The organism is Streptomyces diastaticus subsp. diastaticus, from assembly GCF_011170125.1.
Lineage (GTDB): Bacteria > Actinomycetota > Actinomycetes > Streptomycetales > Streptomycetaceae > Streptomyces > Streptomyces diastaticus.
In genome coordinates, this window is the sequence record NZ_BLLN01000003.1 from 1,865,946 (window position 1) to 1,884,699 (window position 18,754).

The window sequence follows — 18,754 nt, forward strand, 5'->3', positions numbered from 1 at the left end:
ACCACCCACCCGTCCCACCCACCTGAAGGAACCTTCATGACCAGCACCCAGGCAGCCGACGACAACCCCGGCCGTGTCAACCACGACGCCCTCCCCGCCATCAACCCGGAGCTGGTCGGCCGCACCGTCGTCGTGACCGGCGCCGGCCGGGGCATGGGCGCCCTCTTCCTCGAGGAGCTGGCACGCCGTGGCGTCAACGGCGTCGGCGGCGACCTCGACCAGGAGGAGATGGCCGCCGTGGCCGAGAGGATCAACGCGCGCCTCGCCGGCACCGACGGCGCGGGCCGCGTGGTCGGCGTCGGCGCCGACGTCACCGACCCGGCCGCCGGCGACGAACTGGTGGCCACCGCCCTGCGCGAGTTCGGCCGGCTCGACCTGTGGGTCAACAACGCCGGCGTCTTCCCCCAGGCCGCGTTCACCGACATCACCCCCCAGCAGCTCGCGCTCACCTACGGCGTCAACGTCAACGGCGTCGTGTACGGCGGGCAGGCCGCCGCCCGCCACTTCCGCACCGTCGGGGGCGGCGCGATCGTCAACATGTCCTCGGTCGCCGCCGTCCGGGCACGCCCGACCCGGGCCACGTACAACTCCTCCAAGGCCGCCGTGCGGCACCTCACCACCTGCATGGCCGTCGAGCTCGGCCCCGACAACATCCGCGTCAACTCCATCGCCCCCGGCTACATCGACACCGAGATGACCCGCTGGATCCGCGAGGACCGGGCGGCGATGGACCGGGCACTCACCACCGTCCCGCTCCGCCGGATCGGGGCGCCCATGGAGGTCTTCGCCGCCCTCTACTTCCTCCTCTCGGACAGCGCCCGGTACATCACCGGCGTCAGCATCCCCGTGGACGGCGGTTCGCAGCATGTCTGAGCCCCACGACACCGCCCACGACTACGACGTCATCGTCGTCGGCGCCGGCGGCGCCGGCCTGGCCGCCTCGATCTCAGCCGCCCAGGCGGGCGCACGCGTGCTGCTGCTGGAGGCCGAGGACGAGATCGGCGGCTCCACCCAGCTCTCGGCCGGCCTGCTGACCGCCTCGGCCACCAGCGTCCAGGAGAGCCTCGGCGTCGACGACTCGCCGCTGCGCATGTTCCAGCACTACATGGACCTGAACGGCTGGCGGGTCAGGCCGGGCCCCGTCAGGATGTTCTGCGAGGAGTCCGGCAGCGCCGTCGAGTGGCTGCTCGAACTGGGGGTCGAGATACCCGCCCAGGTCTCGCGCAGCGCCCACGAGCCCGGACTGACCCGGGCCGGTGTGGAGGACGTCTGGCGAGGCCACGTTCCGAAGGACCAGGGCTACGGACTGGTGCAGGTGCTCGACAAGGCCCGCGCACGGCTCCACGTCGACCTGGCCCTCGGCAGCCGGGTGGAGGACCTGGTGGTCCGGGACGGCGCCGTCCAAGGCGTCGTCATCGAGGGCGAGGAGGCCACCGCACCGGCCGTCGTCATCGCCAGCGGCGGCCTCGCCGCCGACGCGGACCTGGTCCGCCGGTTCCTTCCCGACGCCGAGGTCGCGGGCGACGCGCTGTTCGTGGTGGCCGCACCCGGCTGCCGGGGCGACCACGTCGGCATCGCCGAGCGGCACGACCTCGCCCTTTTCGGCCAGGGCTGGGGCCTGCTCCTGGTGACCGCCGAGTTCCAGCGGTACCACCACTGGCAGAGCGGATTCCCGCCCGCCTCCCGCATCCACGTCGGCCTCGACGGCCGGCGCTGCATGGACGAGGACGCCCCGTACGCCGTCAGCCCGGGCATCCTCAAGGACCATGGGGGCTGGGTCTGGTCCGTCTTCGACGACGACGCCCGCACCTCGCTGCCCCCCGGCTACGCCGACTGGGACGCCGACCGGATCCTGGAGGAGGCCGCCAAGGGCGTCGTCCTGCGCGCCGACACCCTCGAGGAACTCGCGGCCCTGATGGACGTGCCCGCGGACCACCTGACCGCGAGCGTCACCCGTTTCAACGCGCTGTTCGCCAACGGGAACGACGAGGACTTCCTGCGCCACGAATCCCTCGCCGCCAAGGGCGTCGACCCGCACCTCGCCCCGATCGCGACCGGACCGTTCCACGCGGTACGGATGCTCCCCGCCGAACTGGTCTGCACCCACACCGGCCTCGAGGTGGACGCCCGCACCCGTGTGCTCGGCACCGACGGCCGGGCCCTGCCGGGCCTGTACGCGGCCGGGGAGGCCGCCGGCGGAATCCTCGGCGAACGCTACGTCGGCGGCGGCAACTCCGTCGCCCACGCGCTGGTACTCGGCCGGGTCGCCGGCCGCGAGGCGGCCGCCCGCGCCGCCGCGTCATCACCCAGGACCGAGGAGGACCCCGCATGAGCCGCGCCGACGACCGATTCGCGATCCAGGACGTCCTGTTCCGGTACGCCCGCGCGGTGGACCGGCTCGACCACGACGCCATCGCCGCCTGCTACTTCGACGACGCGGTCGACGTCCACGGCGGGTACACGGGCGACGCCGCCGGACTCGTCGAGGACATCCGCGCCCGGCACCGCACCATCGACTCCTCCCAGCACTTCATCACCAACGTCCTCGTGGAGTTCACCGGGGAGCACAGCGCCGACGTCGAGTCGTACTGCCTCTGCTTCCTGCGGCAGCAACCCGCCGAGCCCGGCGGGGAGCAGGACCTGGCGGTCATCCGCTGCCGGTACGTCGACCGGTTCGAGCGGCGTGACGGTTCCTGGGGCATCGCCGACCGGGTCGTCGTGTTCGACGAGTCGCGCGTCGTCCCCATGACCGACGGCCTGAACCCCGACTGGGTCGCCTCGCGACGCGACGGCACCGATCCCGTGTACACCTGGGGGCACCGCAGCCCCGCATAGGTGTATTGATCACGAGCGTTGTTGACGCGGGTCAGGTCCTGGGCCGCACCGGGACGGCCGTGCCGCCGTCCCGGTCGGCGTGTTGAGGGCGTCGTGCGGACGCACCGCCGACTTTCGTCGCGGGCCGCGACGACGAAGGGCCACTGCGGCGGCCGGCGGGCGGGGCATAGCGTGGGCGTGTGACTCGTGTGCGATCCATGCCCCCCGCAGCATCCGTCCACCCGGCGCCGCCGACGAGGCCGCGCCGGGTGCTCCAGCCGGCCGCGCTGTGGCGGGCCCTGTCCGCCCCCGGGATGTGGCCTGCCCGGCGCATCGTGGGGGAATCGGCGCTGTCCCTGCTCCTGATGCTGGTGGCGGCCGGTTTCGGAGTGCTGGGCGACCGGGGCGTGGTCGAGACCGTCGGCGTCGCGCTGGGCGTCGGGCTGCTGTCGGTGCTGCGCCGGGTGCTTCCCGCGACCGTACTGCTGGTGTCCTCGGTCGGTTCGGTGACGCTCCCGGGCGCCGGCCCGCTCATAGTGATCGCCGCGTGGTCGGCCGGGCGGCGGATCGGCGGCCTCGGCAGGGCGGCCGGGGTCTTCGCCCTCGCGTACGGCCTGTCCCTGGGGCTGTCCGTGGCGTGGGAACCGACGCTGCTCTCCCCGTCGCTCCTGGCACTCAGCGGGCTGTGGCTGCTGGTCTCGCTCATCGTGCCCGGCCTCGCCGGACGCTACTGGTCGCAACGCCGGACGCTGACCGACACCCTCTACGAGTACAACGCCCAGCTCATCCGCGAACGCGCGATGATAGCCGGGCACGCCCGGATCCGGGAGCGTCAGCGCATCGCCCAGGACATGCACGACAGCCTCGGCCACCAGCTCGCGCTGATCGCGGTCCACACCGGCGCACTGGAAGTCGACCAGGAGCTGACCGGACGGCAACGCGAGGCCGTCGGGGTGCTGCGGGCGGCCTCCGTGGCCGCGATGCACGAACTACGCGACGTGGTCGGTCTCCTGCGGGACGGCACCGAGACTCCCGGCCCCGACGGCGCCGAGCCTGCCCCGGACGGGGACGGCGAGGACCCCGGCACCCCGTCACGCGGGGTCGCCGGCGTCGACAGCCTGGTGGACACCTCCCGGCGGGCCGGTACGCCGGTGGAGCTGCGACGCTCCGGCGAGGTGCGCCCGCTCGCCCCGACCGCGGACCACGCCGCCTACCGGGTGGTCCAGGAGGGCCTGACCAACGCCCACAAGCACGCCCCCGGCGCCTCGATCACGGTCGGCCTCCGGTACGAGGAGGACTCCCTGGTCGTCGAGGTCACCAACCGCCCGGCGGCGGAACCGGCACCCGGCAGCGTGGCCCACGGCGGCCAGGGGCTGACCGGGCTGGAGGAGCGGGCCCGGCTCGTCGGCGGCATGGTGCACGCGGGCCGTACGGCGGACGGCGGGTTCCGCCTCGCGGGCGTTCTGCCGTACACCTCGCCGGGCGTGGCCCAAGCGACGTTCGTCGCTGCCCCGGACGACTTTCGCCCACAGATTCCGGCCGGCTCCTTCGGTGAGATGGGACCCGTCATCGACGGGAACGGTCTTCCGAAGGAGCTGGCCAAGGCAATGAGCAGGAACAAGAGGGGCAGCGGCATAGCCATCGGCTGCGGAGTGGCGGCTCTGATCGCCGTACTGCTGTTGGCCGCGCTGATCGTCGGCGGTGTCTTCCTCTTCCGCGAGGCCGACGAGGCCATGATCGAACCGAAGCAGTACGACGCGGTGAAGGTCGGCCAGTCCGAGGCGGAGGTCCGGCGGCAACTCCCCGACGGGGACTCCTTCCTCACCAGTGGCGTGGAGAAGGGCGCACCGCCCGTTCCGGAGGGAGCGCGGTGCCTCACCCTGCTCTCCACGGAGTTCGGCAGCAGCTGGGACGCCGAACCGGTCTTCCGTTTCTGCTTCAAGGACGGTGAACTGGTGGAGAAGAAGTCCTTCGAGGTCGAGAGCTGAGCACGGACGGCGCCCGGCTTCGTGACCGCCGGCCCGATCGGGGATGATGGTCCGATGCTCGCAGGTACGACGCACCGCACGGACCGCACAGGAGAGTCGTGATCAGGGTTCTGGTGACGGATGACGAGCCGCTGATCCGGGCGGGCATCCGGATGATCCTCTCCTCGGCAGAGGACATCGAGGTCGTCGCCGAGGCGGCGAACGGCCGCGAGGCCGTCGAACTCGCCCGGACCCACCACATCGACGTGGCGCTGCTCGACATCCAGATGCCGGTCATGGACGGCCTGACCGCCCTGGCCGAACTGCGGCGGGCGGCGCCACGGGTGCACGTGCTGATCCTGACCACGTTCGGCGAACGGCAGAACGTCCTCCGCGCCCTGAGCGGCGGCGGCGCGGGCTTCCTCCTGAAGGACTCGGCACCCGCGGAACTCCTGCGCGCGGTACGGGCGGCAGCGGCGGGCGAGGCGTACCTGTCACCCGGCGCCACCCGCCACGTGGTGGATTCCCTGGCATCCGGCGGCACCGCCCACCGCGAGGAACAGGCCCGCCGCCGACTGGAGAAGCTGACGGACCGGGAGCGGGAGGTCCTGGCGCTGCTGGGCGAGGGCCTGTCGAACGCGGACGCCGGCCAGCGCATCCACATGAGCGAGGCCACGGTCAAGACCTACGTGAGCCGCATCCTCGCCAAGCTGGAGTGCGAGAACAGGGTGCAGGCCGCGTTGCTGGCGCGGGACGCGGGGCTGGGGGAGTGACCGCGGCGGCGAAGATCTCGTACGGGGGCCGTCGCTCCGTCACGGCCGGTTCGCCACCCCGGGAGCACCGTCCCTGCCCGCCGGTCGCGCACCACCTGGGTCGCCCCGCTACTTGAGCGGGAATCGGGCACCGGTGCCCTGGCGGCGCCCCGTTCGCGGGGTGCCGTCCGTCCGGGAGGACCGGGCGACTCCCACGCATCCCAGGCCGGTGCGCCGAGGAGGGACGATGCGGTGGGCTGCTCGTGGACGAACTCCTGGACGCCCCTACGTGCCGCTGTAGACCGGAAAGGCGCTGTTCTCGCCGTAGTCCCGTGCGTGCATCCCCCGGAGTGTGGCCATGTCGTCCTCGGAGATGACGAAGTCCACCTCCGCGTTGCTCCGCATGTGCTCGGGATCGGCGGTCTTCGGCAGCGACACGGTGCCCAGCTGGAGGGTGTAGCGGATGCACAGCTGCGGAATGGTCACCGAGTACTGGTCGGCCATCGCCCGGACGTCCGGATTCTTGAGGATCTCCCCGTGAGCGATCGGCGAGTACGCCTCGACGAGGACGCCCTTCTCCTCGCAGTACGCCATGAGTTCGACCGGGGTGTTGCCCGCGTGCACCAGCAACTGGTTCACCTGCGGGGCGACGGTGCAGGCGGAGAGGATGTTCTCCACATCCCGCCGCTGGAAGTTGGAGACGCCGATCGCACGGAGCCTGCCCGCCTGGTACGCCTCTTCCAACGCCTTCCACGCCTGGCGGTTGCCCTCGGCGTAGTCTCCGCCGCGGAAGTCGGCCCAGGGCTGCGGGCTGTGGATCAGCATCAGGTCGATGTGGTCCAGGCCCAGCGTCACCAGAGACTCGTCGATCGCGGCGACCGCGTCGTCGTAGTTCTTGATCTCGGCGGCCAGCTTGCTGGACACGAACAGCTCGTCCCGGGCGATGCCGCCGGCGCGCACGCCCTCTCCGACTCCCCGCTCGTTCCCGTACGCCTGTGCGGTGTCGATGTTGCGGTACCCGATCCCGACGGCGTCGCGAACCGCCTGTGCGGCCTTGTCGTCGTCGATGAACCAGGTGCCCAGGCCCAGCTTGGGGATGCCAACGCCGTTGGAGAGGGTGTAGCTCTCGTTCAGGACCATGTGTCTCTCTTCTTTCGGTCGTCGTGCCGGCGGCCGGCGCACGCGACGTCGACAGCCCCTCCGGGCCACCTGGAGGTCGCGGCCGGGTCGCCGGCGTTCCCCAGCATGGCGAGACGCACCGCGCAACGGGCAGGGGACACGCCACACCAGCGGACCTCTTCGGCGCGGGTGAGTCGCCCGGCCGGTGAAGCCCGCTGATCTCGCGCTACGGCGCTGCGTGCGGCAGCCGTGCCCGCGTGCACCGCCGGTCACGGCGGGAGCCACCGCGGACGCGGAAGGATCCAGGATCCGCGAGCGCCGGCATCACGACCCGCTCGACGCCCGCGGCAGACCAGGTACGGAGAGCCCCGGGCGTCAGGTCCAGGCAGCGGCACAGCGCGGTGCGCCGCGCGCTCCGGGAGCGCGGGCGACGCGTACCCGCTGGGGCGACCTGCGAAGGGCGGCTCGGCCCTGACCACCACCGCTGTCGCACCGGACGCGGAGGCCACCACCGATCGGCCGGTCCCGCGCGGGCGGCGCCGAGGCCCCGGTCAAACCGGACAGGACGACCGGAGGGATGTATGGCACTGTGGGAACGGAATGCCCCAGGGGCCGCGCGACCGGATGACGGGAATGTCCTGGCACGGCTGCTTCGCCCGGACCGCGACCGGTGCTGCACGGCCCTCGGGTCCGCCCTGGTTGTCCGCAGCGGACCGGGCTCTCTCGGTGTGCCGGTGGTACCGGCACACCCGGCGACCCCGGCCTTCCGGGCGGGAGACGGGCTCGGCGCCAGGCGGACGTCAGTCTCCTGCGCAGGAAGGAACGCGAACGTCAGGGCCAGGTGTCCGGCCCACGTCGTCGGGCCCGTTTCGGCAACACCTCTCCAGCCGGAAGAGCCCCCGCCGCTCGCGGCGACCGGACCGGCTGGGCCGGTCGTCTGGCCGGTACGCGGCCGAGTCGGAGGACGGCGCGAGCAGCGTCAGCACTGTCCCGGTGGAAGGAGCACAGCATGAAGGCCGTCGTGTACAAGGAACCGTTCAAGGTCGCCGTCGAACAGGTCGAGGACCCCCGCATCCAGGACCCCACCGACGCGTTGGTCCGGATCACCTCCACCGCGATCTGCGGCTCAGACCTCCACATGTACGAGGGGCGCACGGCCGCAGAAGCCGGCATCGTCTTCGGACACGAGAACATGGGGATCGTCGAGGAGGTCGGCCAGGGAGTCGCCGGCGTCAAGCCGGGGGACCGGGTCAGCATGCCGTTCAACGTGGCCTGCGGGTTCTGCAGGAACTGCCTGGCGGGCCGCACCGCCTTCTGCCTCACCGTCAACCCCGGCTTCGCCGGGGGTGCCTACGGCTATGTGTCCATGGGCCCCTACGGCGGCGGGCAGGCGGAGTACCTGAGGGTGCCGTTCGCCGACTTCAACTGCCTGCGGTTGCCGCCCGGCACCGAGCACGAGGACGATTTCGCCATGCTCGCCGACATCTTCCCCACCGGATACCACGCCACCGAGCTGGCCCAGGTCAGTCCGGGCGAGACGGTGGTGGTCTCCGGCGCCGGGCCGGTCGGGCTGATGGCTGCCTACTCGGCGCTGCTGCGGGGGGCGTCGAAGGTGTTCGTGATCGACAAGGTGCCGAGCCGGCTGGCGCTCGCCGAGCAGATCGGCGCGATACCCGTCGACTACAGCAAGGTGGACGCGGTGGAGCAGATCACCGAGCAGACCGACGGGGACGGGGCCGACAAGGGCATCGACGCTGTCGGCTACCAGGCCACCGCGCAGGAAGGCGAGGAGCAGCCGGCGGTCGTCCTCAACAGCCTCGTGAAGGCCGTCCGGCCCACCGGCATGCTCGGAGTCGTCGGCCTGTACGTGCCTTCCGACCCCGGCGCTCCGAACGAGGACGCCGCACACGGCCGGCTGCTGTTCAACATCGGCGAGTTCTGGGAGAAGGGGCTGCGGATGGCCACCGGGCAGGCCAACGTCAAGGCGTACAACCAGCAGTTGCGCGACCTCATCATCGCCGGCCGCGCCTCACCGAGCTTCGTCGTCTCCAAGCGGCTGCCCCTGGAGGACGCTCCGGACGCCTACCGGCGTTTCGACAAGCGGGAGGACGGCTACTCGAAGGTCGTGCTCCAGCCCGGCCTGAGCGCTGCCTGACCGACGCCGCGGGCCGGAGCGCGACCGAGGTCCTGCGGCCCGGACGGGCCGGCGGTCCCCTGAGGAACGCCCCCGGTGCCACGGCCCGCCCGCACCCAGCTTCCGTGCACCCCGTCCACCGTCCGGCAGTGCGGAGGTGAGCATCCCGCCGCCTGGCGCGTCCGGCCGGCCGGGGACGCGCGAGCCCGGTGCGGGCGGGGCGCCGGCCGGGGGAGCGGCGCCCCGCCCGCACCGGTCACCCGCGACGAGCGGACTTCGCCAGCATCTTGCGCTGCACCCGTCTGCCGCGCGCGACCGCGAGGGGCAGGGCGCGCAGCCCGAACGAGGGAAGGGCGTCCGCCAGACGCACCTGCAGCCCGCGCCAGGCCGGCGTCGCGGTGACCGGGCGCGGGCGGTCCAGGACCTTGCCGACGGCGTCGACGACTTCCTCGGGTTCGAGCAGCTTGCCGGAGAAGGAGAGCGCGGAGGCGGGATCGTCGAGTCTGTCGTGGAGCATCGGGGTCCAGATGCCGTCGGGGCAGACGCAGGAGATGTCGATCTCCTTGATCCCGGCGAGGCGCAGGTCGGCGAGGGTGCTCAGGCTGAAGCCGATCGCGGCGTGCTTGGAGGCGGCGTAGACCGCCTCACCCGGTACCGGGGTCAGACCGGCGAGCGACACGACGTTGAGGATGTGCCCGCCCGTGCCCCGCATCGCCTCGATCGCGGCGACCGTGCCGTTGACCGTGCCGAGGGCGTTCACCTCCAGCATCAGGCGCCGCACGTCCGGCGCCTGTTCCCAGGCCGGCCCGGTCGCGAGGACGCCGGCGTTGTTGACCCACAGGTCCAGGCGTCCCGCCTCGGCCGCGATGCGGTCCCGCGCCGCGTCGACCTGGGCCTCGTCACGCACGTCGACGCCGGCCCACAGCACATCGGGCCCGAGCCCGGTGGCCGTGGTGCGCGCCGCGTCCTCGTCGATGTCGGTGACCAGCACGCGGTGGCCGCGTCCGACCAGCAGTGCCGCGAGCATCCGGCCCAGCCCCCGGCCCGCTCCGGTGACCACCGCCCCGGCGGGGGAGCGCCTCATCGCCGTCCGCCCTTGATCTCGCCGTATCCGATGCCCCCGTGGACGTAGGTGGGGACCACCGGCCAGAACCGCTTCCACGGGGCGAGTTCGGTGGAGGGCAGGATCTGCAGCCAGCGCGGGTCCGCCTTGCACCGGTCGGCGAGGGTCTTCTCCTTGACCATCGAGTCGTACTGGTCGAGGGAGTCCTCCAGGGTGTTGGCGTTGGGGCAGACCTCCCGGCCGAAGTTCCGGTGGTAGCGCCGCACGCCGGGGATCCTGGACAGTTCCGGCTGCCAGTTGTCCAGCGAGATGCCGTTCTCCGAGGACACCCACACCCCGTCGGGGGTGTTGAGCGCCAGGGAGTGGTTGCCGTCGGTGTGCCCCGGGGTCCACAGCAGCGTGACACCGGGGCCGAGTTCGATGTCGCCGTCGAAGGTGACGAACCGGGCCGGGTCGACGCCGTCCAGGCCGCCGTCGACGTACCACGCCCACTGCATCGGGTGCAGGGACTGCAACGTCGCCAGTTCACGACGGTGTACGAGCATCCGCGCCCCGCCGAACAGCGGTCCGCGGGGAGCCGACTCCCCCTCGATGACCTCGGTGGACCCGAGGATCATCCGCGGGTCCTGCACGTGCAGGTGGTCGAAGGTGCAGAAATCGATGTCGTCGGGGGCGAGCCCGAGCCGACGCAGGACATCACCGGGCTCGGCGTAGTACCTCAGCACGGTCCGCTCCAGCACCTTGCCGCCGGGGACCTTGTCCATCATCTTCTGCAGGTTGCGGTAGAAGGGCGCTTCCGCGGAGCCGTCCGGCACCGTCGGCTCGAAGACGAGGGTGCGTGCCCGGCCGTCGAAGTCCTCGTACTGCACGACGATCATGCGGTTGATCATCGAGATCAGAGGGAGGCTCGGCACCGACACGGCGTTGTGGAAGGCGTACTTGACCGGGTACGGCGCCGCGGCGATGTCGACCGACTTCACCGCGTGCACCCGCCCCTGGGCCTTGAAGCGCTCCTTGTACGCCGAGGCGGCCTCGCGGACCGCCCGCAACCGCTCGCCGCGCGGCCACACGTCGTGCACACCGTCGAACTCGGGGATCGGCCGTGCACCGATCCCGGCCAGCTGGTCGGTTCCGGCAGTCGCCATGGGCTGCTCCTCGCTCTCGGTCGTCGGGGCAGCAGGATGCCCTCCCCGGCAGGCCGGAACTTGTTTCAGCGCGACAATCTCAGAAGGTGCCGCGCGTGCGGCGCCGGAGCCGGGACGGGCTGGTGCCCTCCCACCGCCGTACGGCGTGACTGAGGCCGGACTGCTCGGCGAACCCCGCCATCGCCGCGATCTGGCCGAGCGGCAGGTCCGTGGTGGTGATGTGGCGCAGCGCGATGTCCCGCCGCACGTCGTCCACGATCGCCTCGAGGCTGGTCGACTCCGCGGCGAGCCGTCGCTGCAACGTGCGGGGGTGCATCGAGAGGAGCCGAGCGATCTGGCCGAGTACGGCGGGGGTGGCGCCGATGCTCGCGGCCAGGGCTCGGCGGACGTGAGTGGAGACCAGACGCTCCGGATCGGTGTGGTGGCCGGTCAGGTAGTCCACGGCGAGCCGGCGGATCGCCGCGTCCGCGCCGCGGAACTCCTGGTCGAGCAGTCGCCGCTCCACCCGGAGCGCGGCGGCGGGGCACCCGAAGCTCACCCCCACACCGAAGTACTCGGCGTACCGGGACACCGGCGAGAGGGGCTGGTGGGGCAGTTCGACCGACCGGAGACCGGCCAGCCCACCGGTCAGCGCCACCGCCACCCGGTGGAAGAGCGCGAGCCCGAGTTCCATGGCCTGGGGGGAGTACGGCGACTCACGCAGATCCTTCCGGTAGGTCAGCGCCACCACCTCCCGGCGCCCTCGCGGGTCCGGTTCCACGCCGACGCTCAGAGCGGGGCTGTGCACGAACATGAAGCGCGAGGCGCACTCCAGCGCCTCCGCCACCGTGGACGACGCCTGGATGGCCAGCGCCAGCCGGCCGAGGACGCTGAGATCCTGGCCGCAGGCCAGACGGAGGCCGAAGTCGGCGCACCGCAGATCGACGGAGACCGCGTCGAGCATCAGGTCGTGCGCGGTGATCGGGACGAGCCCCTCCTCGGAGGTGAGCGCGTCCGGGGAGATCGCGAACCGCTCGGTGAATGCCACCGGGTCGCCACCGAGTTCCTCGACGAGACGTGCGAATCCGCGCAGGCTGGCTCCCCGGATCATCGCTCCCACGGGGGCGATGCTAGCTCCGGCCGACCATCGCCGGCCCGCGGGCCCAAGCGCCCGTCGGCCGTGAAAAGGGGGCACGCGCCGGTTGTCCGCCATCCCCGACCTGCCGCCGGCGTGGAGTGCGACGGCGCGGCGATCGGGAGCGCGGAGGTATTGACCGGGGAGGGGCCGGTCCTTAAGGTAATCGCTGACCCCAACGCTTACCCATGTTTCCCACGACAATCCGGGTAAACGTTTACCTCCATGATGGTCACCCACGGGAAGGGCACACGATGCCGGCTGGCGGACGCGTGACACTCAAGACAATCGCCGACTCGCTCGGGGTTTCCGTGAAGACCGTGTCGCGTGCCCTGGCGGGCAAGGACTCGGTCGGCGAGGAGCTGCGCGCACGCATCCGCGCCGAGGCCGACCGGCTCGGCTACGTGCCCAACTCGATCGCCAGGTCACTGGTGTCCGGCTCGGCGATGACGCTGGGCATGGTCATCACCCACCCGGCCAACCCGTTCTACTCACTGCTGATCAGCGCCGTCGAGGAGCGCTGCCGGGCGAACGGCTACTCGCTGCTGCTCATGGTCACCGAGGAGGACCTGGCCACGGAGCGGAACGCGGCCGAGGCACTCCTGCGGTGGGGCGTGGACGGTGCCGTGGTGATTCCCGTCCAGGAGGGCGCGGAGCACTGGCAGCGACTGCGGGACTCCGGGGTGCCGATCGTTCTGGTCAACCGTGGACTGGAGGGCTTCGCCTGCGATTTCGTCGGTGTCGACCACGAGCGGGGGGCGTACGAAGCCGCCGGCCATCTGCTCGACTCCGGTGCTTCCAGCGTCCACCTGCTGGAGGAGGACGTGCCGTTCTCCTCGGCGGCCGACCGGCGCGCGGGCTTCCGGCGCGCACTCACCGAACGCGGCCTCCCGGAGGACGACGCCGTCACCCTGGTGCCGCAGTCCGTGGAGGGGCGGCGCGTACTGCCGTGGGAGCCCGATGCCGCCTACCGGTGCGCCCAGCAGTTGGTGAGCAGGCTCGAACCGGGTGCGGCGGTACTGGCGGGCAGTGACTACTTCGCCCTTGGCCTGTACCGCGCACTGGCGGAGAAGGGCATCGACGTACCCGCCCACGTCGCGGTGATCGGTCACGGCGACATGCCCTTCGCCGCCTACCTCCGACCGGCGCTGGCCAGCGTCCGCCCGCCGGCCGACGAGATCGGAGCGCGCGCCGCGGACCTGCTGTTCGAGCGCATCCAGGGCTCGACGGCACCAGAAACGAGCATCTGGCTTCCGCCGGAGCTGAAGGTCCGCGCCTCGGCCGGTGGCCGGAACCCCCATGGATCGAACTGAGAGGACCACGATCATGCCGAATGCGGCGGAACGACAGATGACGGTGTATGAACAGGGCCGGGAGATCCCGGTGGTGGCCGACGTGGATGTCCTGGTCGTCGGCGGCGGACCGGCCGGGGTGTGCGCCGCCGTCGCCGCGGCGCGGGCCGGGGCGAGCACCTTCCTCGTGGAGCGGCACGGCTTCCTCGGCGGCATGTGGACCGCGGGCATGGTCCTCACGCTCGCCGGATACAACTCCTGGCTGCGGCCGTACCAGCGGTGCGTGGAGGGCGTCCCCGCGGAATGGCTGGCCCGCGCCGCGGAGCAGAACGGCGCGGTCGACGGCGACGGCTGGGTGCTGAACTCCGATCCGGAGGTCATGAAGCGCGTCGCCGACGAGATGATCGAGGCCGAGGGCATCGGCCTCCTGCTGCACAGCTGGGGCGCCCGCCCCATCGTCGAGGACGGCGCCGTGCGGGGCGTGTACGTCGAGAACGTCGACGGCCGACGTGCCGTCCGGGCCTCGGTCACCGTGGACTGCACCGGCAACGGCGACGTCGTGGCCGGCGCGGGCTCCGACTGGGTCAAGGGCAACACCCTGCAGCCCATGACCATGCCGTTCCGGGTGGGCAACGTGAGCCCGGACCCCGAACGCGAGCACAACGCGTCGGTGCGGATACCCATCGGCCCCGAGGCGACGCTGCTGAAGCAGCCGCTGCTGGGACGGTACGCCTCCACCCGCAGGGACATCGACCTGGACGTGGACGCCATGAGGGAGGCCAGGACCCGCGGTGAGCTGCCGCCGTTCGGCGGCCCGTGGTTCGGCGGCATGGAGAAGGACATCGCCTGGGTCAACACCACCCGGGTGGTGGGCGACGCGTCCGACGCGGACGAACTCACCCGCGCGGAGATCACCGGCCGCAAGGACTCCGTCGTCCTCCTCGAAGCCCTGCGCGAGCACAGCCCCGCCTTCGCTGAGGGACGGCTGCTGCACACGAGCACCCAGATCGGCGTCCGCGAGACCCGGCGCCTCGTCGGCGCCTACACGCTCACCGGCGAGGACATACGCGCCAACACCCGGTTCGACGACAGCATCGCCGTCGGCTGCTGGCCGATCGACGTGCACCAGGCCGGCGACGTCGGCGTCCACGCCATGTACGTACCGCTCCCGTACGAGATTCCCTACCGCACCCTGCTGCCGCAGAAGACCGACGGCCTGCTCGTGGCCGGCCGGTGCATCTCGGTGGACCGCGAGGCGCTCGGATCGGCACGGGTGGGTGCCACCTGCGCAGCCACCGGCCAGGCCGCCGGTGTGGCCGCCGCCCTCGCGGCGACCGGCAAGAAGCAGCCGCGGGAGCTGGACACCAATGAGATCAGGACAGCGATCCGCGACCAGGGCGGCCGCGTGACACCGCCGGCACACGCGGACTCGGCGGGAGGACCCGATGCGCGACTGTGACGAGGCGGAAGACCAGAGAATCAGCCCGCAGGCCCGCAAGGTGCTCGTGGCGGCGGGCATAGGGCACTTCATCGAGTGGTACGACGTCGGAACCTACGGGCTGCTGGCCGCCTACCTCGCCGCGAACTTCTTCGTCTCCGACAATCCGACGGCCGGCCTGCTAGCCACTTTCGCCGTCTCCGCCGTCGGGTTCGTTCTCCGACCGCTCGGCGGCCTCTTCTTCGGGCCGCTCGGAGACCGCATCGGGCGGCAGCGCACTCTGGTCATCGTCGTCCTGCTCACGTCGGGCTCCACCTTCGCGATGGGCGCGCTGCCCACCTACGACAGCGTGGGCATCCTCGCGCCCGTGCTGCTGGTGATCGCCAGGATGCTGCAGGGCTTCGGGGCCGGCGGTGAGACGTCCAACGCGGTGGCCCTGCTCTTCGAGCACTCGCCGCGCACCCGCCGCGGGTACATGACCAGCTGGATGGACGGCATCGGTTTCGTCGCGTCCGTCGCAGGTTCCGCGCTCGCGCTCGTCCTGATCAACGTGCTCGGCGACGGGGCGATGACGGAGTGGGGCTGGCGCATCCCGTTCCTCCTCGCGCTTCCGCTCGGCCTGGTCGGTCTCTACCTCAGGGTCCAGTTGGCGGACTCCCCGGAGTTCCGCGAACTGGAGGCCGAGGGCGACGTCGCGGAATCGCCGACCAAGGAGGCGTTCCGCACCGGGTACAAGGCGATGCTGGTGCTCTGCGGCATTCTCCTCCTCAAGGCGATCGGGCACTGGGCGCTGGTCTCCTTCCTGCCGAGTTTCCTCAGCGGGGACCTCGGGTTCAGCAGTAGTGAGACCTTCACGACCACGACCATCGCCATCGGCATCACCGCGATCGCGGTACCCGTCATGGGCGCCGTCTCCGACCGCGTGGGCCGCAAGCCCATGCTCATCGCGGCAGCGCGGGCTTCGTCGTGTGCAGTTGGCCGGCGTTCTACCTCATGTCGCTCGGCAACCTCGTGGCGGCCATCAGCGCCATGTTGCTGCTCGGCCTCCTGATCGCCGTGTTCGACGGTGCGCTGAGCGCGATGATGGCCGAGCAGTTCCCCGCCCGGATCCGCAGTGGCGCGATGGCCATTCCCTACAACCTGGTGGTCTCGGCGTTCGGCGGCACGGTGCCCTACGTGGCCACATGGATGGTCGCCAGCACCGGCAGCAAGCTCGCCCCGTCCTTCTACGTGATGTTCCTGGCCGCCGTCACCCTGGTCGTCGCGATCACCGCGATCCGCGAAACCGCTCCTCGGAGGACCCGGGCCGCCGGGGGCCGGGACCCCGAACCGACGCGGCAGCCGTAGTCAGCGGACGGAGCCGGTCCCCGTCGCCGTCCCGAGCAGGCCGGCGGCACCCCGGGCCAAGGACGGCGCACAGGCCCGGGGCGGCCCGACGGGCGGAGCCCCGGGCCTGTGCGCGTCGTGCCGACGGTCCACCGCGGCCGTACGCAGGCGACCCTGTACGCACCGCCTCCCGCCCAGCGATCCCGGCTGCGGGAGGCGGCGCGGCGGCCACGGTCCACGCCCACCACCGGACGACCCGGTCAACCCCTTCACGACCGCCAGCCCCGCCCCGACCCGCTCCGCCCCGACCTGCTCCGCCCCCCACGCGAAGCCACGCCACACCGAAAGGAACCCACCAGCATGTACCGACCGAACCGCCGTGTGCTCGTCCGGTCCATCGACGACATCAGCCTCGAAGAGGTGCCCACTCCTCAGCCTGGCGACCGCGAACTTCTGGTCCGCAGCACGGTCATCGGGGTGTGCGGGTCCGACACGCACGCCGCTCTCGGGCACCACCCCTTCATCGGCCTGCCCTACCGGCCCGGACACGAGGTGGTCGGCGTGGTCGTCGCCGCCGGCCGGGGTGCCGAGGACTTCACCCCGGGCACCCGCGTGATCATCGAGCCCAACCTGTACTGCGGCGAGTGCGACCAGTGCCGCTCCGGCCGCTACAACATCTGCCGGCACCTGCGGGTGTTCGGCTGCCAGACTCCCGGCGGCATGGCCGACCTGTTCACCATCGACGCCGGCCGCGTCCACCGTGTGCCCGAGACGATGTCCGACCTCCAAGCGGCCCTGGTCGAACCGCTCGCCACGCCCGTGCACGCCGTCGCCAAGGCCGGTGACCTCACGGGGCGTGCGGTGGCCGTCCTCGGCGCCGGGCCCATCGGGCTGCTCGTCCTGGCCGCCGCCCGGCACGCCGGCGCCGCGCGGATCGTGGTCACCGACCTGCTGGACACCAAGCGGGAGCGGGCCGTCCGGCTCGGTGCCACCGACGCGCTCCCGGCCGACGCGGACGACCTGGTCGCACAGGCCCAGGCGGTCCTCGGTGGTCCGGCCGACGTGGTCTTCGACTGCGTCGCCCGCGAGCAGTCCATGGCGCAGGCCACCGACCTCGTGGCCAAGGGAGGCCGGATCATCGTTGTCGGCGTCGGAGCCGCCGGGACCACCCCGGTGCGGCTGGACCTCGTCCAGGACCGTGAGATCCGCATCGAGGGGACTCTCATGTACACCGCTGACGACTACCGCGGAGCCATCGACCTGATCACCTCCGGCGCCGTCGACGCCGAGGCGCTCGTCACCGCCACCTACCCGCTGGAGGAAGCGGCTGAGGCGTTCGCCGCCTCGCTCCGACCGGAACACGTGAAGGTGCTCATCACCGCCGCCGCACCGTGAGGGCCGTCCGCACCTCGACGCCCGCGCGAAGAGGGCAAGCCGGCTCGGCCCGGCGCGGGCCAGCACCGCACGGCTCCGCCGGAACCGGCCGTGGGCTGCGTCTCGCGCCAACGCGCCGCGCCCCCGGGGGAGTTCCGCTCCTCGCCAACCGTGAAAGGAACCCGCAGTGATCGCTGTCGCCGGTGAGGCACTGATCGACCTGGTGCCCGAGACCGTCGGAGACACCTCGGCGCCGCTACTGCCCGTCCGGGGCGGTGGGCCCTACAACACGGCCGTCGCGCTGGCCCGCCTCGGTTCCGCCACCGCCTTCTGCTCGCGGATCTCGACGGACGCCTTCGGCGCGATGCGGGCCGACCGCCTGCGGGAGGAGAAGGTCGACCTCGCCCTGGTGCAGCGGGGGCCGGAGCCGACCACACTGGCCGTGGCCTCGGTCGGAAGCAGCGGCTCGGCCGAGTACGCCTTCTACTGCCAAGGCACCGCCGACCGCTTGTTCACGGTGCCGGGGGCCCTTCCCGACGGGATCAGGGCGGTGTCGTTCGGTACCTGCTCGCTGGTGCTGGAGCCCGGAGCGAGCGCGTACGAGGCGCTCATGCACCGGGAGGCACGGCTCGGACGGTTCGTCGCTCTGGACCCCAACATCCGGGCGGGCCTCATCCCGGACCCGGACGCCTACCGGGCGCGTTTCCGCCGTCTCTTGCCGTCGGTCTCGCTGGTCAAGCTCAGCGACGAGGACGCGCGATGGCTCGGGGGCGACATCGCGGGCTGGTTGGAGGCCGGCCCGTCCGCCGTCGTGGTCACCCGGGGCGAGGCCGGCCTGACGGTCCACACGCGCACCGGCGGCGCGTACTCGGTGCCCGGCGAGCCCGTCCGGGTCGTCGACACCATCGGCGCGGGTGACACCGTCAACGCGGCCCTCCTGCACACCCTGGCCGAACGGGAGCTGCTGTCCGCCGACGCCCTGGCCGGACTGTCCGCCGACACCTGGCGGCAGATCCTCGGCTTCGCCGCCCGCGCCGCCGCGATCACGTGCACCCGCGCGGGCGCCGAACCGCCCTTCGCCCGCGAACTGCCGCCCCCGGCACCCGCCGAGCAGGTGGGCCCGGCACACTGAACCTTCTCCCGCCTCACGCTGAACGGTCGCGATGCCGATGCCGAACCTCGTGGCGAGCCGGGCGCAGGTGCCACGGACGCCGCT

The 18,754-nt window shown here is 72.0% G+C and carries 16 protein-coding genes; 12 read left to right on the forward strand and 4 right to left on the reverse strand.

Annotation, left to right across the window (positions count from 1 at the left end; all coding sequences use genetic code 11):
* Positions 1-36 precede the first annotated feature (36 nt).
* The 5 genes from Sdia_RS16285 (at position 37) to Sdia_RS16305 (ending at position 5,554) form a co-directional block, all read left to right on the forward strand.
* Positions 37-873 carry an SDR family NAD(P)-dependent oxidoreductase gene (locus Sdia_RS16285; RefSeq protein WP_100457054.1) on the forward strand — a complete coding sequence of 279 codons (837 nt, stop codon included), beginning with the start codon at positions 37-39 and terminating at the stop codon, positions 871-873.
* Entirely contained in the window at positions 866-2,332 is a 1,467-nt protein-coding gene (locus tag Sdia_RS16290; RefSeq protein WP_100457055.1) for an FAD-dependent oxidoreductase, read from the forward strand. The genes Sdia_RS16285 and Sdia_RS16290 overlap by 8 nt, the downstream gene beginning before the upstream one ends.
* The gene (locus Sdia_RS16295; RefSeq protein ID WP_100457056.1) at positions 2,329-2,835 is read left to right on the forward strand and encodes a nuclear transport factor 2 family protein; all 507 of its coding nucleotides are present in this window, start codon (positions 2,329-2,331) and stop codon (positions 2,833-2,835) included. The genes Sdia_RS16290 and Sdia_RS16295 overlap by 4 nt, the downstream gene beginning before the upstream one ends.
* Before the next feature lie 293 nt (positions 2,836-3,128).
* On the forward strand, positions 3,129-4,802 hold the full coding sequence (locus tag Sdia_RS16300; protein ID WP_124288433.1) for a sensor histidine kinase: 1,674 nt from the start codon (positions 3,129-3,131) through the stop codon (positions 4,800-4,802).
* 98 nt (positions 4,803-4,900) lie between these two features.
* A complete protein-coding gene (locus Sdia_RS16305; RefSeq protein WP_100457057.1) occupies positions 4,901-5,554 on the forward strand; it encodes a response regulator transcription factor in 654 nt (217 codons plus the stop codon).
* Between the two features lie 264 nt (positions 5,555-5,818).
* Here Sdia_RS16305 and Sdia_RS16310 read toward each other — a convergent pair whose 3' ends face one another.
* Entirely contained in the window at positions 5,819-6,673 is an 855-nt protein-coding gene (locus Sdia_RS16310; RefSeq protein ID WP_124288334.1) for an aldo/keto reductase, read from the reverse strand.
* 988 nt (positions 6,674-7,661) lie between these two features.
* Here Sdia_RS16310 and Sdia_RS16315 point away from each other — a divergent pair.
* Positions 7,662-8,807, forward strand: coding sequence for a glutathione-independent formaldehyde dehydrogenase (locus tag Sdia_RS16315; RefSeq protein WP_100457059.1), 1,146 nt, complete (start codon positions 7,662-7,664; stop codon positions 8,805-8,807).
* A 235-nt stretch (positions 8,808-9,042) separates the two neighbouring features.
* Here the strand turns inward: Sdia_RS16315 and Sdia_RS16320 are convergent, their stop codons facing one another.
* The 3 genes from Sdia_RS16320 to Sdia_RS16330 form a co-directional block, all read right to left on the reverse strand.
* On the reverse strand, positions 9,043-9,870 hold the full coding sequence (locus Sdia_RS16320; protein ID WP_115069660.1) for an SDR family oxidoreductase: 828 nt from the start codon (positions 9,868-9,870) through the stop codon (positions 9,043-9,045).
* Positions 9,867-10,994, reverse strand: a complete 1,128-nt coding sequence (locus Sdia_RS16325; protein WP_115069659.1) for an MBL fold metallo-hydrolase — start codon at positions 10,992-10,994, stop codon at positions 9,867-9,869. Before Sdia_RS16325 ends, Sdia_RS16320 begins: the two co-directional genes overlap by 4 nt.
* A 79-nt stretch (positions 10,995-11,073) precedes the next feature.
* Entirely contained in the window at positions 11,074-12,084 is a 1,011-nt protein-coding gene (locus Sdia_RS16330; protein ID WP_100457062.1) for an AraC family transcriptional regulator, read from the reverse strand.
* 296 nt (positions 12,085-12,380) lie between these two features.
* On the opposite strand from Sdia_RS16330, the gene Sdia_RS16335 reads away from it, so the two are divergent.
* The 6 genes from Sdia_RS16335 to Sdia_RS16355 all read left to right on the forward strand — a co-directional run bounded on the left by Sdia_RS16335 (position 12,381) and on the right by Sdia_RS16355 (position 18,670).
* On the forward strand, positions 12,381-13,421 hold the full coding sequence (locus tag Sdia_RS16335; RefSeq protein WP_229831158.1) for a LacI family DNA-binding transcriptional regulator: 1,041 nt from the start codon (positions 12,381-12,383) through the stop codon (positions 13,419-13,421).
* A 37-nt stretch (positions 13,422-13,458) separates the two neighbouring features.
* Positions 13,459-14,859 carry an FAD-dependent oxidoreductase gene (locus Sdia_RS16340; RefSeq protein ID WP_229831160.1) on the forward strand — a complete coding sequence of 467 codons (1,401 nt, stop codon included), beginning with the start codon at positions 13,459-13,461 and terminating at the stop codon, positions 14,857-14,859.
* Positions 14,846-15,889, forward strand: coding sequence for an MFS transporter (locus Sdia_RS16345; protein WP_206432885.1), 1,044 nt, complete (start codon positions 14,846-14,848; stop codon positions 15,887-15,889). The genes Sdia_RS16340 and Sdia_RS16345 overlap by 14 nt, the downstream gene beginning before the upstream one ends.
* The gene (locus Sdia_RS29770; protein ID WP_206432886.1) at positions 15,832-16,185 is read left to right on the forward strand and encodes an MFS transporter; all 354 of its coding nucleotides are present in this window, start codon (positions 15,832-15,834) and stop codon (positions 16,183-16,185) included. The genes Sdia_RS16345 and Sdia_RS29770 overlap by 58 nt, the downstream gene beginning before the upstream one ends.
* A gap of 339 nt (positions 16,186-16,524) precedes the next feature.
* Positions 16,525-17,559, forward strand: coding sequence for a zinc-dependent alcohol dehydrogenase (locus tag Sdia_RS16350; protein WP_100457065.1), 1,035 nt, complete (start codon positions 16,525-16,527; stop codon positions 17,557-17,559).
* Between the two features lie 166 nt (positions 17,560-17,725).
* A complete protein-coding gene (locus Sdia_RS16355) occupies positions 17,726-18,670 on the forward strand; it encodes a carbohydrate kinase family protein (RefSeq protein ID WP_124288336.1) in 945 nt (314 codons plus the stop codon).
* The last annotated feature ends 84 nt before the right edge of the window (positions 18,671-18,754 follow it).